Genomic DNA, 13686 nt, shown 5'->3' with positions numbered 1-13686 from the left:
GTCTCACTCGCGCACCTACATCGACCCGGTCCGGTTGCCTGTCCCGCACTGGTCCCGCACCAGAACCATATCCACCGCGTCCCGTGCCCGTTCATCATCTCCCGGCCACAGGTGCGCATAGACGTCCAGTGTGACAGCTGGCGACTTATGTCCTAAATACTGAGCCACCATCGGGACCGACGCACCCGCGAAAATCAGCGTCGACGCGAAGAGGTGCCGGAGGTCGTGGAAGCTCTTCCCGTCAGGCAGACCGCAGTCCCGGCGCACGATGACGCGTTGACGGAGAAGGCAGATCCTGGGCCTGATGGGAAGTGATGGTTCGATCGCGATCGGACGCAACGCGGCAATGACGTCCCCGTCAGGAACGGGCCATGTGGTGATTGGCTCCGGGGCAACGGTGACTGTTCCCGTCATAGGGAACGGCTCTGTCGCGATTCGACTCAACTCATCTGCGGGAGCCACCGCGGCAGCAGTCGGCTGCTCTGCTCAGGCGGCAGACAATGCCACTGCTGTCGGATATACGGCAAAAGCGACCGGAACCTACGACACCGCTTTCGGCTTCAGCACCACCGCCAGTGGCGGGTTCGGCGTGGCTCTTGGGCGGAATGCCGCAACGTCTGGCGGCCAGAATGGCACGGCCATTGGATCTGGCGCGAAGTCAACCCACGCGAACTGGTCGTGAAGATCGGCGGCACCGACATCGTCATCGCAACCCAGCCATAGGAGCACCATGCAAATCACCTTCGAACTACCCGACGAACGCATGCCCCGCGCATACCGAGTCGCCGGCTACAGCCTCGGTGGACACGATCCCGACACCTGCGCCGACCAGGCTGTGCACCTGCAACGGTTCGCACAGAAAATGGCGCTCGAACACGTCGCCTTCACCGAACGCCGGATGGCGGAACAGGAAGCCGTCGATGCACTCGAACCACTGGCATGCCAATGGCCCCCACCCTCACCCGAGGAGTGGGGGCCATTTCTGCGTTCACAGGAACGGTTTCGCGTGCCGGTCAGCTAGCGGCGCTCAGTGCACCGGCGATGCCGAGGATAACGAGACCTCCGAAAGCCCAGCTGACAATGCCGGCAATGTTTTCGACCAGCGTGAACTCGGAGAACGAACCCATAGCTAACTCCTTCAAGTGATAGTGGCTGTACGGCAAATTCTGCCGGATGCCGAAAAACTAGCCGCTTGTGCTGGCTGTGTCACGTTGTGGTGTCGGGAGGGTATAGGTGAAATCGGCAAATTGACAGCCTCCCGAAGGTATGGCTGGGCGCCCCACTCAAAGGGGGGGTGAGGCGCCCGGGACGGCTGCCGCCAGCTTCCCTCCGTCCACATCGCGCAACCTACGCGCCGGGTCCGACAATCACATCCGAGCCAGCAGCTCCGCCTTCTTCGTCGCGAACTCGTCCTCACCGAGCACGCCCATATCCGGCAGCTCCGCGAGCTTCTTGATCTGGTCGGCAATATCCGGCGCCGCGGCGGCCTGCATCACGATCGGGGCGGGAGCTGACGGAGCCGACGCATCGACCTTCACCTTCCTGAACGCCTGGATGAACGTCTCAGCGCGGCCGTGCGCAACCTGCTTGATCTCTGCCGAACGGCCCGAAATCGAGATGCTGATGACCTCGCCGCCCATCTTCTTCGCGTGACCCAGTGACCCGATGGCTGAGAACTCGAACTCTTCAACCTGCGCGCCGAGGAGCGACTTGTCGAAGAAGAACAGGCGCTGCGTGGTCAGGACGAGCATGCCCTGCTTGCCGCCATAGACGCCCTGGGCGGGCTCGACGACGCGCTCATCGGTGTGGACGCACGGAGTGAGGGCTGAGGCCTCCTGGAATCCGAAGAACCGGCCCATCTTCACTGGTCCCACACCAGCGTCGAAAGCGGGCAGGTTCAGCCGACTCAACCGAACCTATAAAACAGCTTGACCTGCAGTAATGCGATCAGCCCAGGTGGTGGGACTCGCCGTGCACGATGTGCGCGATGATGCAGGAGTTCCGGATCTTCGCGGGATCCGTGAACGTCTTGTCGGCGAAGCTGCTGATTTCCGGGCCCCTTACCTGGACTGGTACCGGCCCGTTGGCGGGCCACTGTCACGGCACAAGGATGGTCCAATCACACGCAACGCCGATTTCTCGGTGCACGGTCGGCGGCACCGGACACAACTAAGCTCGGGCACCATGGCGAGCACGTGGGGCAGCATCGGCAGAAAGCTGGGAGACTTCGCCGTCGCGCAGGGCCCGAAGCTGCTGAAGCAATTACAGAACTCCGGGACCGTCAAACGCGCGACCGAGGCGATCAGTGGATCCGGACACCCGGGGGTCAAGCCCGGCCGCCCCGTCGCACACTCCTCGGCGCCCACCGCGCACCGCGCCCGCCGGATCGAATACTCCCCCAGCCTCGACGGGCAGGCCGATCCGGGCGAGGTCGTCTGGACGTGGGTCGCTTACGAAGAGGACCCGCGTCAGGGCAAGGACCGTCCGGTCCTCGTCGTCGGGCGGGACGGCCACACATTGCTGGGGTTGATGCTGTCGTCGAACCGCGAGCGGGACGACGACCGCAACTGGTTGGCCCTGGGCACCGGCACGTGGGATTCGGAGCACCGCCCCAGCTGGGTTCGCCTCGATCGCGTCCTGGACGTCCCGGAGGCGGGCATCCGTCGCGAGGGCGCCATTCTCGATCGCCCCCGCTTCGAGGCGATCGCCGCGCGCCTGCGGTCGGACTACAGCTGGAGCTGAGTTCTCGAACAAACGAAAGGAAGGGTCCGCCGCATCCCGTGCGGCGAACCCTTCCGTCACTTATTGCGGTCAGTCGTTGAGACGATCGAATCGACCGAACAGCGCGCGATAGATGACTGCACCGAGCGCGCCGCCGATCAGCGGGAAGACGATGAACAACCACACCTGACCCATTGCACCGTCCTGGAACGGAGCAACCGCGAAGCTGCGGGCCGGGTTGACGGACGTGTTGTCGATCGGGATCGAGATGAGGTGGATCACCGCGAGGGTGAAGCCGATGGAAACACCCGCGAGGGGCACATCCGAAAGCTGATCGGTCGAGGCGAGGACGACGAACACGAGCAGTGCCGTCAGCAGGATCTCGATCGTCATCGCCGCACCGATGCCGTAGCCGGGCTCGATGAGCTTGCCCAGCGGTCCGCTCTCCGCCGACGGACTGTGGATGCCCCAGCCGTTCGCGGCGAGTCCGTCGGTCTTTCGGTCGTAGGTCGGCAGGCTCTGCGCGATCGCATACACCGCCAACCCGGCGAAAAGACCACCGATCACCTGCGCGAGCGCGTACAGGCCGGCCTTGGCTGCGGAGATGCGGCCGAGGATGAAGTGGCCCAACGTCACCGCGGGGTTCACGTGGCATCCCGAGATCGGGCCGATCGAGTAGACGAGGAACATCAGCGTCAGACCGAACGCAAGCGCGATACCGAGCTGACCCACCTTGGCCCCCGCGAAAACTGCAGTACCGATTGCGGAGAAGACGAGCACGAAGGTCCCTACGCCCTCGGCCAGGTACTTCTTCAGATCGGAGATCGGCTCCTTCTCCGCAATCTCCTGTGCCGTGCCCTCAGCCCGGTACTTCTTCAGGCCGGAATTCGACCCCTCGTCCGCAATATCCTTGGCTGTCGACATACACCCACCTCTCGAACCGCGTTGCCTGCGTTGTCGATCGGGACTTTACGTACAAGAAGGTCGGTTTCCCGGGATTTCGGATAGGCCCGAGTCCGAATCGGTATGCGGGAGCGCCGGTTCCGCCACGAAAACGCGAACCGGACGACCGTCGGTTTGAGATCGCCGTGCCGATGCTGGTAGTGTCGTCGGTCGGCGCACCCATGCGCTCAGAGCTTTTCGACAGTAACCAGCAAAGACGACAGGATTTTACGCGTGGCCAATATCAAGTCCCAGGTGAAGCGGATCCGCACCAACGAGCGCAACCGACTCCGCAACCAGTCGGTCAAGTCCTCGCTGCGTACGGCGATCCGTTCCTTCCGCGAGGCCGCGGCAGCCGGTGACAAGGACAAGGCCAACGAGCTCCTCGTCGCCACCAGCCGCAAGCTCGACAAGGCAGCCAGCAAGGGCGTCATTCACGCCAACCAGGCTGCCAACAAGAAGTCGGCGCTTGCGCAGGTCGCCAACTCTCTCTGACAAGTTTCTGACGGTTCCGCCGTCGCAAGCTCTGTAGAAAAGAGCCCCCGATCATCGATCGGGGGCTCTTTTCCGTGCGCGGACGAGGCGGTGTGGAACTCGGACTGGCGGGAGGCGGATCCGGCCGGGACACGACCCCGACCCCGCCCGAATCCGGCCGGTCGGCGCCCGTCAGCGGCCGCCGTGGAGCGCCACGACCCGCTGGACCGCCCACTCGACGGCGAAGTCCGCGTCGGCGGCCTGGCCCTTCACGTCGGCATTGAGCTTGGCGACCACCTGCAGCGCCTCACCGATCGATGCCGGGTCCCATCCGCGCGCCTGTCCCTGCGCTTTCTTGATCTTCCACGGCGGCATTCCCAGCTCCGACGCCATCCGGAACGGGTCGCCCCGGCCGGCCGAGCCGACCCGCGCGATGGTGTGGACCGCGTCGGCGAGGGCATCGGCGAGGAGGACATGCGGGACACCGCGATGCATGGCCCACCGTAGGGCCTCCATGGCGCCACGCCGATCGCCGGCGACCGCCTTGTCGGCGACATCGAAGCCCGACACCTCTGCCTTGCCGGAGTAGTACCGCTGGACCGCGACGGCGTCGATCTTGCCACCGGTATCGGCCACCAGCTGCGAACACGCGGCGGCCAGTTCACGCAGGTCCGATCCCACGGATTCGACGACCAACTCGATTACCTCGGGCGAGACTCGCACGCCCGCGGCACGGAACTCTCCCCGGACGAACTCCACCCGCTCACCGGGCTTGAGCTTGGCGCACTGGTGCACGGTGGCACCCGACTTCTGGAGCACACCTGCCATCGCCTTCGCCCGGCCGGCGCCGGAGTGGAGCACGACCAGCACCACGCCCTCGGGGAGGTCCGCGGCCGCGTCCTGCACGAGGGCCACCGCGTCCTTGCCGGCCTCGGCCGCGGCCTCGAGCACGAGCACCCGATCCTCCGCGAACAGGGAGGGGCTGAGCAGTTCCGCCAACTCCGGAGCACTGGTGTCCCCCGCGCGCAACCGCGAGACCGGAACGTCCTCCGCCGCCGAACCGGCCGCGGCGCGGACGGCGGCGATGACCGAGGCGACCGCCCGCTCGACCAACAACTCCTCGTCACCGAGAACGAGGTGGAGCGATTCGGGCCGCGTAGAGGTGCTCACCGGACGATGGTGCCATGAGAGCGCCCCACCACCGCAAGTGCCCCGGACCCGGACCGAACCACCGCGACGTCGCCGTCGCGGTCGGTTCGCATCGTCACCGCGCCGAGTGCGCCGACCTTCGCGACGATGCCGGGATTGGGATGCCCGAACAGGTTGTCGGCGCCCACGCTCACGACCGCGACCCGGGGCCGGACCGCGGCGAGGAATTCCGGTGCGGTGGTGCGGGATCCGTGGTGCGGCAACTTCAGGACGTCCGCGCGCAGCGACACCCCCGAGCGCAGCAACGCCCGCTGGCCGGACTCCTCCACGTCGCCGGTCAGCAGGATGCGGCCGGCGGGAGTCTCGGCCATGATCACCAGCGAGCCGTCGTTGGCGGCGTCGTCGGCGGCCGCGGGGTCACGCGGCGTCGGGACCAGAGGACCCAGCACCGTCATCCGCAGGTCGGCCACCGTCAGTTCGCGCCCCGGTTCGAGCCGCAGCAGCCCGGCTCCGGCCCGTGAGGCGGCGGCCGACACGAAGCGGAAGCCGCCCCGGGGAAGGTCGGCCGGACCGATCGCCACCGCGCCGACTGCCCGGTCGCCGAGGACGCCGTCGAGTCCGCCGTAATGGTCGGCGTGTAGGTGGGTGATGATCACGAGCGCGATCTCGTCCACACCGAGACGGCGCAGGCACTGGTCCATTGCCCGCGGCTCGGGTCCCGCATCGACGACGACGGCCCGACCGTCGCCCGCCGCCAGGACCAGACCGTCGCCCTGACCGGCGTCGCACGCGACGAACCGCCAACCGGCCGCGGGCCATCCCGGCGAGTACAGCCGCGTCGGTACCCATATCGTCGCGACACCGATGCCGAGCGCCAGCAGCATGCGGCGCGAAGATCGGTACCGCATCGCCAACCCCGCCAGCACGACGCCGACCGACACGATCACCGCTCCGGTCAGCCCACCGGCGACGACCACCGTCCCTCCCGGCACCGCCGCGGCCCGGTCCGCCACCTCGAGGAGCCACCACAGCGGCGGGCCCGCGATCCGGACGACGAGGGCGGCCGCCGGGAGCCACACGGACGCCAGGATCGCCGTCACCGCCCCGACGATCGTGATCGGTGCGACCACCGGCGCGACGAGGACGTTCGCGACGATCGACACCACGCTCACCGTGCCCGACATCGCGGCCACGAGCGGTGCGGTCACGACGAACGCCGCCACCGCGACCGCCCACGTCTCGGCGAGCCAACGCGGCCAGCCCCGCGCCCGGAGCCGTTCCACCAACACCGGAGACACCAGCACCAGTCCGGCGGTCGCGGCCGCCGACAGCGCGAACCCGAAATCGACAGCGAGCGCCGGGAACAGCGCGAGCAGCACGATCACCGAGCCGGCGAGTGCGGGGATCGCCTGCTTTCGCCGTCCGGTCGTCAACGCCAACAGTGCGATACAGCCCATCGCCGCGGCGCGCAGCACACTCGGGGAGGGCCGGGCGACCACGACGAAGGCCGCCAGCGCCACGCCCGCCAACAGCGCCCCGGCGCGCGGGCCGACCCCGATCCCCCGCACCACCAACAGGACTGCACCGAGGACGATCGAAATGTTCGCGCCGGACACGGCCGTCAGGTGCGAGAGCCCGGCCGCGGTGAACTCGTCCTTCACCTCCTGCGGCAGCGCGGAGACATCGCCGACGACGAGTCCGGGCAACAACCCGGCCTGATCCGCCGGGAGTGCCGCGGCGGTCGCCGTCGCCAGCCGATCACGGATCGCCCCCGCCCAGCGCTGGATCACGGGCGGTGGGCCGACGCCGGACGGCGGACCGGTGGCCCGCACCACGGCGACGGTGAGGTCACTGCGCTGCGGTGTGTCGAGACGGCCCCGCAGTGTGAGCCGCTGTCCGGGAAGCAGGGCAGCCCATTCGGGCCCCTCCGCGAACACCAGAACCGCGCCGCCCGCGCGGATCTCCGTTCCGCGGTCGGTGACCGCGCGCAACGACGCCCGGATCATCAGCTGACGCCCGCCCCCGAACCCTGCGCTCCGCAGCGGCTTCGGATCGTCGTCGACGATCACGGACAGGGTTGCCGAACCACCGGCCTCGGCGCGCTCGGCGAGGGGATGGGCTTCCACGGCGTGGGTGCGCACCGCGATCGCCACCGCAAACCCGGATCCGATCAGCGTGGCCGCCAAGAGACCCGCCGCGATCATCGCCCACCGCGATCCGCGCGCGTCGGCGCCGGTCCGACGGCGCACGAGAATCGGAACGGCCAGCACCGTCCCGACGCACGCGAGGACCACCGCCACCACCACCGCGCAGCGCCACCCGGCGTGCAGTCCCAGGAGCATGACACCCCAACTCACGAGCGCGGCCGGAACCAGTCTGAGATCGAGCTGGTGCTCCCGCTCCGTCACAGCACCACCAGTTCGCGCAGCTTCGCCAGCCGCGCCGGACCGATACCGTCCACCTCCCCCAGTTGCGCGATGTCGGTGAACTTGCCGTTGGTCTGGCGCCACGCCACGATCGCGGCGGCGGTGACCGGGCCCACCCCCGGCAGCGCGTCCAGCTCCGCCTCCCCGGCGGTGTTCAGGTTGACCTTGGCGACGGCCTTCGCGGTCGCGCCGGGTGTGGCCGCCGCCGCGCTCGCCCCCGAGCTCACGCGGGCGCTGCCGACCGTGACCGGCGCGCCCTCGGCCGGGGCGACCCCCACCAGTATCTGGTCGCCATCGTCGACACGCTCGGCCATGTTGAGCCCCAACACATCCGCGCCGGGTCGCGGGCCGCCGGCCGCGGCGAGCGCGTCGGCGATCCTCGACCCCGGTGGCAGCAGCACCAGACCCGCCTGATTGACCAAGCCCACGACACTCACCACCACCTGGGCAGCCGGTTCCGGGGGTGCGGGCAGCGCCGCCTGTGGGGAGACGCTCTCGGCAACTTCGGTGTCTCCGGCCCCGACGTCCCGGACCTCCACGGCAGGCAGCGGCGGAACCACCTGTGCGGTGGGCCTGTCCCGCCACACCGTCACCGCCGCGATTCCCGCCGCCACCAGCGCGACGACGACGAGCGCCGCGGCACCACGACGACCGGGACTCAGCCGGGCGCCGGGCCAGCGCGGAGACGGACGTTCGGGGCCCGGTTCGGCGGAGAAATCGTCCGCCTCGGTTGCCTCGGCCAGCCACTCGGGAGCCCAGGCGCGTGGGTGCGCCTCCCCCACAGCGTTATCGGAGTCGTCGTCGTGGTCGCGGCCGCTCGACCCGACACGAGCCGACGGCGGCAGCACGGCAGCCGAGGCGAGCCGTCGCCGCACCCGCGCACGATCCTGATCGGTACCCATGACGCCGACGGTAGGGTCCCGCCGCGACGGCGGAACCCCGGAGAGCCCGCCGGAAAGAAATCCTGTGGATCAGAGATCGGCTGTGGATGACGGCCCGGAATCGTGTTCCGGCAGCGCCGCGTCGGCGCCCCCGGGACAGACGACGATGCCGATCGCACCCGGTCCGACGTGCGCGCCGAGCACGGACCCGATCTCGGTGACGATCAGTTCGCTGACATCCGGGATCCGTTCCTTCAGCTGCGCGGCGATCTCCTCGGCACGCTCGGGCGCCTGCGAATGATGCACCGCGATCGCCGCGCGCTCCGCGCCCGCCTGCTCCACGGCCGCATCGACCAGTTTCGCGAGCGCCTTCGTCGAGGTCCGTGTCTTCTCGCGCAGCACCAGCTTGCCGTCGACCAGGTGCAGGACCGGCTTCATCGCCAACGCGGTGCCGAGCAGCGCCGCAGCGGTTCCGATCCGGCCACCGCGTCGCAGATGGTCCAGGCGGTCGACGACGATCGACGTCCGTCCGCGCGCCGCGACCTCGACGGCTCTCTGATACACCGACTTGAGGCTGCCTCCCGCGCGCGCGACCCGCGCCGCGGCCAGCGCCGGGTAACCCAGACCCATCCCCGTCGACTCCGAGTCGACGATGCGGACCATCTCCCCCAGCTTGTGCGCCGCCTGCCGGCCCGCCTCCCACGTGCCCGACAGCTGCCGCGAGATGTGGACGGCCACCACCCCGTCGCCGCAGCTGTCGGCCAACGCCGCCGCATACGCGTCGCCGAGTTCTCCCGGAGACGCGCCCGAGGTGGTCACGCCCGACAGATCGTCCGGGACGTCGTCGATGCCGTCACGCAGATCCGTGCCACCGCTGAGCAGATGCAGCGGGACGACCCGAATGCCGTACCGGTCCACCAGTTCGGGCGACAGACAGGCGGAGGAGTCGGTGACTACGACGACAGGCACGCCACTACCCTATTTCGATCTCGTCGGAGGTGTTCGAGCGACGGACGTTCTTGATCGCGTCGATCATCGCGGCCGCCACCTCCTCGTGCGCGTCCCAGCCCCAATGGATTCCGTCCGGATTCGCACGATCCGAGAAGACGTTCTCCCGCACCGCGGCCGCGAGATCCACCATCGGCACACCCTTGTCCGACGACCATGCCTCGAGGGCACGGACCGCGGGGGCACGCCCGGTGTGCACACGACCGTAGGCATCGCAGCGATGCACGGACGGATAGGTGCCGATCACCGGCAGGTCCGGGCGGATCGCTGCCAACGCGTCGCGGCAGCTCTCCAGGTACTCCACCGACAGCTTGGGCGGCAACGCCACCGGACGTCCCAGCTTCGACAGCCGTGGCTGCAGCCATTGGTAACCGGACCGGACGACGCGCCGCAACGCCGGCGGCCGGATGTAGCGCAGCTGTTCACGCAGCGCCGTCGGCAGCGGTGACGGCAGCGAATCCATGCCGCCGACCGCGAAGACGACGGCACCGGCCTGCGGCACCGCGGCCCACACCCGCGGGTCCTGTGTGATCGCCCACCACGCGTCACGGCTGGTCCAGCCGATGCGCGCGACGAGTTCCACCCGCCAGCCCAGTTCCTTCGCGACCAGGGTCGGCCAGATCCGCGGATGGTCGGCCGGCAGCCCGCCCTTCGGCCCGTAGTAGGCCAACGAGTCGGCGACGACCAGCAGCACCGGCTGCCCCGAGCTGCCACCGACGGCGGGGCCGTCAGAGGACGTCACGACGGCGGGGCCGTCAGAGGACGTCACTGGCCACGCTCGCTGACGCGTTCCACACATCCAATCGCCATACCGGATCTGTCCCCTCCCCGTGTCCGCTGAGCTGCACCCAGCTGGTGTTTCCTAGTCCACCGAGCACCGGCCACCGATCCACCGGCAGGTCGAGCAGTCGCGCCGTGAGCGCGGCGATGAGGCCGCCGTGTGCGACCAACACCAACGGATCCGAACCCCAGGATTCGTACCGTTCGAGCTGATCGAGCACGACGGGCAGGCTGCGGGCCGCGACGTCGATCCGGCTCTCACCGGCGGGCGGCGCCCATTCGGCGTCGGTGCGCCACCGTGCGCGCGCACCGGGCGAGATGACGTCGACGTCGGTGTGGGTGAGGCCCTGCCAGTCCCCCAGGTGGGTCTCCCGGAGCCGGGCATCGGTCTCCACCGGCAACCCGATGTGGTCGCCGAGCGCGAGCGCGGTGTCGTGCGCGCGGCGCAGATCCGACGACACGATCGCGAACGGACGCTTGTCGGCGAGCGCCTGCGCCGCCGTCTTCGCCTGCGCGCGGCCCAGATCGGACAGGTCGGTGTCGAGCTGTCCCTGCATCCGGTCCGACGCGTTGTATTCCGTCTGACCGTGCCGCAGCAGGATCAGACGTTTGACCGCGGGCACCGCCGCGGCCGAGGTCACTGCTCCGGCTCCCCGGCGTCGTCCGCCGGATCGGGCTCGATCGACAGCTGCCGCGGCTCGACACCCTCGACCGGGATCTCCGGGCAGTCCTTCCACAGCCGATCCAGCGCATAGAAGTTGCGCTCGTCGGTGTGCTGGACGTGGACGACGATGTCGACGTAGTCGAGCAGCGCCCAGCGGCCCTCACGGGTGCCCTCGCGTCGCACGGGCTTGTGCCCGGCCTCGCGCAGCTTGTCCTCGACGTTCTCGACGATCGCGTTGACCTGACGCTCGTTGGGGGCGGAGGCGATGACGAAACAGTCCGTGATCACCAACTGCTCCGAGACGTCGAGCACCACCACGTCCGAGGCCAACTTCTCGTCGGCCGCCAGTGCCGCGATGCGTGCCATCTCCATGGCGTCGTTCGATGCGCTCACTCAGTGTTCTCCCGGTTCTGCTTGTACTGAAGATTGTGAAGGGTCTGCGGGTGCTTCGCCGGGCGACTGTCGCGCCGGAACCGGCTCGGACATCGTGACCGCACCGTCCAGGCGTGCCACACCGCTCGGCTGGTACAGGTTGCGCTTGCTGATGTACTGGACCACGCCGTCCGGCACGAGGTACCAGACGGGCCGGTGTTCGCTGGCCCGCAGTCGGCACTCCGTCGACGAGATCGCCAGGGCCGGAATCTCGATCAGGGTCACCGCGTCGCGCGGCAGCCGCTCGAGGTGCGACGAGAGGTGCTCGGTGTGCAGCTCGTAGCCGGGCCGCGAGACGCCGACGAACTTGGCGAGCGCGAACAGTTCCTCCCAGTCCTGCCACGACAGGATGCTCTCGAGCGCGTCGGCGCCCGTGATGAAGAACAGTTCGGCGTCGGGATGCTGCGTTCGCAGGTCCCGCAGCGTGTCCACCGTGTAGGTGACCTTGGCTCGGTCCACGTCGACGCGGCTCACCGAGAACCGCGGATTCGACGCCGTGGCGATCACCGTCATCAGGTAGCGGTCCTCGGCGGGGCTGACCTCGCGATCGTCCTTCTGCCACGGCTGACCGGTGGGGACGAAGATCACCTCGTCGAGGTCGAATCGATCCGCGACCTCACTGGCCGCCACGAGGTGCCCGTGGTGGATCGGATCGAAGGTGCCACCCATCACGCCCAGGCGGCGCCGTCGGGTGATCGCTGTCGGCTGCTGCACGATGATCCAGCTTACGGGTTGACGCAGCTCACGAATTCACACAGGCAGCAAACCGGCAACCACCGCGGCCAGTTGCTGCGCGGATCGGCACTCGTGCATGTCGATCACCTCGTTGTAGACCAGCGCCGCCGAGTCACCCGTACCCCACTGACCACGCGGTTCCGGGTTGAGCCAGTGCGCGTGCTTGGCGACCGACACCAGGTGTTCGAGCGCGGGAAGACCGGGATCGCGGTAGTTGTTGCGCCCGTCACCCAGGACCAGCAGCGAGCTGCGGCTGGTGATGGATTGCGCGTACCGCTCCGCGAACACCCCGAGCGCGTGACCGTAGTCCGAGTGTCCGTCGTACGTGATCAGGTCGGCTTCCCGGACCATCCGCGACATCGCGACGCCCAGGTCGGAGCCCGTGTCGAAGAACCGGGTGACCTCGTCGGTGGTGTCGATGAACGCGAACACCCGCACCCGCGAGAACTGCTCACGCAGAGCATGCACCAACAGCAACGTGAAATGGGAGAACCCGGCCACCGAGCCGGAGACGTCACACAGCAGCACCAACTCGGGCCGGGCCGGGCGCGGCTTACGCTGCACCAGATCGATCGGGACGCCGCCGGTGGACATGGACTTGCGCAGCGTTCGACGCAGGTCGATCGCGCCCGCCCGCGCCCGACTGCGACGCACCGCCAGCCGGCTCGCCAGCAGCCGCGCCAGTGGGGTGACGCTGCGCCGCAGGGCCGTCAGCTCCGCGTCCGACGCACGCAGGAAGTCGACCTCCTCGGCGAGCTTGGGCACGCCGTAGCTCGCGACCCTCTCCTTGCCGATCTGTTCCGCGGACCTCCGCCGGGTCTCCGACTCGACCATCTTGCGGAAGTCCGTGATCCGCTGCACCGCGGCGCGCTTGGCCACCTCGGAGGCGTAGTCCCCCGCAGGTCGTTCGCCGTCCTGCTGATTGCCGAGCAACCCGGAGAGGATCTTCTCGATCAGCCTGTCGGGGGCGACGTTGCGCAGCGCCTGGTACGCCGAGAACGACGGCCCGTTGGACGATTCGTACCGGCCGAGTTCGTCGACCATCTGCGCGACCAGCACCTCGAGCTGTTCGAGGGCCTCGGGCGAGTCGTCGGAGAGGAGTTCGGCCAACAGCTCCCGCAGCGCGTCGAGGTCGACCTCGCCGTCGGGCGACCGTGGCAGCGACTGGTCGATGCCACTGTCATCGCGCGCACCGACTCCGACGGGGAACCACAGGTCGAACAGCGCGTCGAAGGTCGCGCGGTGCGTCGGGCGGCGCAGCAGCGAGCAGGCGAGCCCCTCGCGCAGCGCCTCGCGGTCCAGGAGATCGAGAACCGACATCACCTGGCCGGCGTCGACGGTCTCGGACGGGCCGACCGAGATCCCGCGGCGCCGCAGCGCCTCGACGAAGTCGACGAGATGACCCGGAATTCCGTGCGGCGCCGGCGGACCTCCACGGCGGTGTGCTGGCGACGTGGCCATCGGCTCGATCCCC

General features: G+C 68.8%; 16 protein-coding genes. 4 read left to right on the top strand and 12 right to left on the bottom strand.

Annotation, left to right across the window (positions count from 1 at the left end; translation table 11 throughout):
* Positions 1–15: 15 nt before the first annotated feature.
* Complete coding sequence (locus J2X34_RS20355; protein ID WP_114719070.1) at positions 16–414, bottom strand: tyrosine-type recombinase/integrase; 399 nt, start codon at positions 412–414, stop codon at positions 16–18.
* Between J2X34_RS20355 and J2X34_RS20350 the strand changes: the two genes are divergently transcribed.
* Together J2X34_RS20350 and J2X34_RS20345 are read left to right on the top strand one after the other, a co-directional pair.
* Complete coding sequence (locus tag J2X34_RS20350; protein WP_429519435.1) at positions 305–682, top strand: hypothetical protein; 378 nt, start codon at positions 305–307, stop codon at positions 680–682. The genes J2X34_RS20355 and J2X34_RS20350 overlap by 110 nt on opposite strands.
* A 48-nt stretch (positions 683–730) precedes the next feature.
* Positions 731–1021: a hypothetical protein gene (locus tag J2X34_RS20345; RefSeq protein WP_429519433.1), complete on the top strand. Its 291-nt coding sequence runs from the start codon at positions 731–733 to the stop codon at positions 1019–1021.
* A 346-nt stretch (positions 1022–1367) separates the two neighbouring features.
* Here the strand turns inward: J2X34_RS20345 and J2X34_RS20340 are convergent, their stop codons facing one another.
* Complete coding sequence (locus J2X34_RS20340) at positions 1368–1874, bottom strand: PH domain-containing protein (protein WP_429519432.1); 507 nt, start codon at positions 1872–1874, stop codon at positions 1368–1370.
* Between the two features lie 310 nt (positions 1875–2184).
* Here J2X34_RS20340 and J2X34_RS20335 point away from each other — a divergent pair, with 310 nt between their 5' ends.
* On the top strand, positions 2185–2742 hold the full coding sequence (locus J2X34_RS20335; protein WP_114719067.1) for a type II toxin-antitoxin system PemK/MazF family toxin: 558 nt from the start codon (positions 2185–2187) through the stop codon (positions 2740–2742).
* Positions 2743–2811: 69 nt separating this feature from the next.
* On the opposite strand, the gene J2X34_RS20330 is transcribed toward J2X34_RS20335, so the two are convergent.
* The gene (locus J2X34_RS20330) at positions 2812–3645 is read right to left on the bottom strand and encodes an aquaporin (protein ID WP_114719066.1); all 834 of its coding nucleotides are present in this window, start codon (positions 3643–3645) and stop codon (positions 2812–2814) included.
* Between the two features lie 252 nt (positions 3646–3897).
* Here J2X34_RS20330 and rpsT point away from each other — a divergent pair, with 252 nt between their 5' ends.
* Positions 3898–4158: a 30S ribosomal protein S20 gene (gene rpsT, locus J2X34_RS20325; protein ID WP_114719065.1), complete on the top strand. Its 261-nt coding sequence runs from the start codon at positions 3898–3900 to the stop codon at positions 4156–4158.
* Positions 4159–4329: 171 nt separating this feature from the next.
* Here rpsT and holA read toward each other — a convergent pair whose 3' ends face one another.
* The 9 genes from holA to J2X34_RS20280 form a co-directional block, all read right to left on the bottom strand.
* A complete protein-coding gene (gene holA / locus J2X34_RS20320; RefSeq protein WP_114719064.1) occupies positions 4330–5307 on the bottom strand; it encodes a DNA polymerase III subunit delta in 978 nt (325 codons plus the stop codon).
* The gene (locus tag J2X34_RS20315) at positions 5304–7694 is read right to left on the bottom strand and encodes a ComEC/Rec2 family competence protein (protein WP_429519429.1); all 2391 of its coding nucleotides are present in this window, start codon (positions 7692–7694) and stop codon (positions 5304–5306) included. The genes holA and J2X34_RS20315 overlap by 4 nt, the downstream gene beginning before the upstream one ends.
* On the bottom strand, positions 7691–8614 hold the full coding sequence (locus J2X34_RS20310) for a ComEA family DNA-binding protein (RefSeq protein ID WP_114719062.1): 924 nt from the start codon (positions 8612–8614) through the stop codon (positions 7691–7693). Before J2X34_RS20310 ends, J2X34_RS20315 begins: the two co-directional genes overlap by 4 nt.
* 69 nt (positions 8615–8683) lie before the next feature.
* Complete coding sequence (locus tag J2X34_RS20305) at positions 8684–9562, bottom strand: DegV family protein (RefSeq protein ID WP_114719061.1); 879 nt, start codon at positions 9560–9562, stop codon at positions 8684–8686.
* 4 nt (positions 9563–9566) lie between these two features.
* The gene (gene octT / locus J2X34_RS20300; protein ID WP_114719060.1) at positions 9567–10343 is read right to left on the bottom strand and encodes a diglucosylglycerate octanoyltransferase; all 777 of its coding nucleotides are present in this window, start codon (positions 10341–10343) and stop codon (positions 9567–9569) included.
* A gap of 13 nt (positions 10344–10356) precedes the next feature.
* Positions 10357–11022 carry a histidine phosphatase family protein gene (locus J2X34_RS20295; protein WP_114719059.1) on the bottom strand — a complete coding sequence of 222 codons (666 nt, stop codon included), beginning with the start codon at positions 11020–11022 and terminating at the stop codon, positions 10357–10359.
* A complete protein-coding gene (gene rsfS, locus J2X34_RS20290; protein ID WP_114719058.1) occupies positions 11019–11438 on the bottom strand; it encodes a ribosome silencing factor in 420 nt (139 codons plus the stop codon). The genes J2X34_RS20295 and rsfS overlap by 4 nt, the downstream gene beginning before the upstream one ends.
* Positions 11439–12146 (bottom strand): nicotinate-nucleotide adenylyltransferase, encoded by a 708-nt coding sequence (gene nadD / locus J2X34_RS20285; RefSeq protein WP_254623011.1) that lies wholly within the window; start codon positions 12144–12146, stop codon positions 11439–11441.
* A gap of 81 nt (positions 12147–12227) precedes the next feature.
* Positions 12228–13673 (bottom strand): vWA domain-containing protein, encoded by a 1446-nt coding sequence (locus J2X34_RS20280; RefSeq protein ID WP_429519426.1) that lies wholly within the window; start codon positions 13671–13673, stop codon positions 12228–12230.
* Positions 13674–13686 lie beyond the last annotated feature (13 nt).

Origin of the sequence: Rhodococcus sp. BE178, from assembly GCF_050433545.1 — a bacterium.
Classification (GTDB): domain Bacteria; phylum Actinomycetota; class Actinomycetes; order Mycobacteriales; family Mycobacteriaceae; genus Prescottella.
The sequence above is the reverse complement of the archived record's forward strand: the minus strand, read 5'-3'. Positions and strand labels throughout refer to the sequence as shown.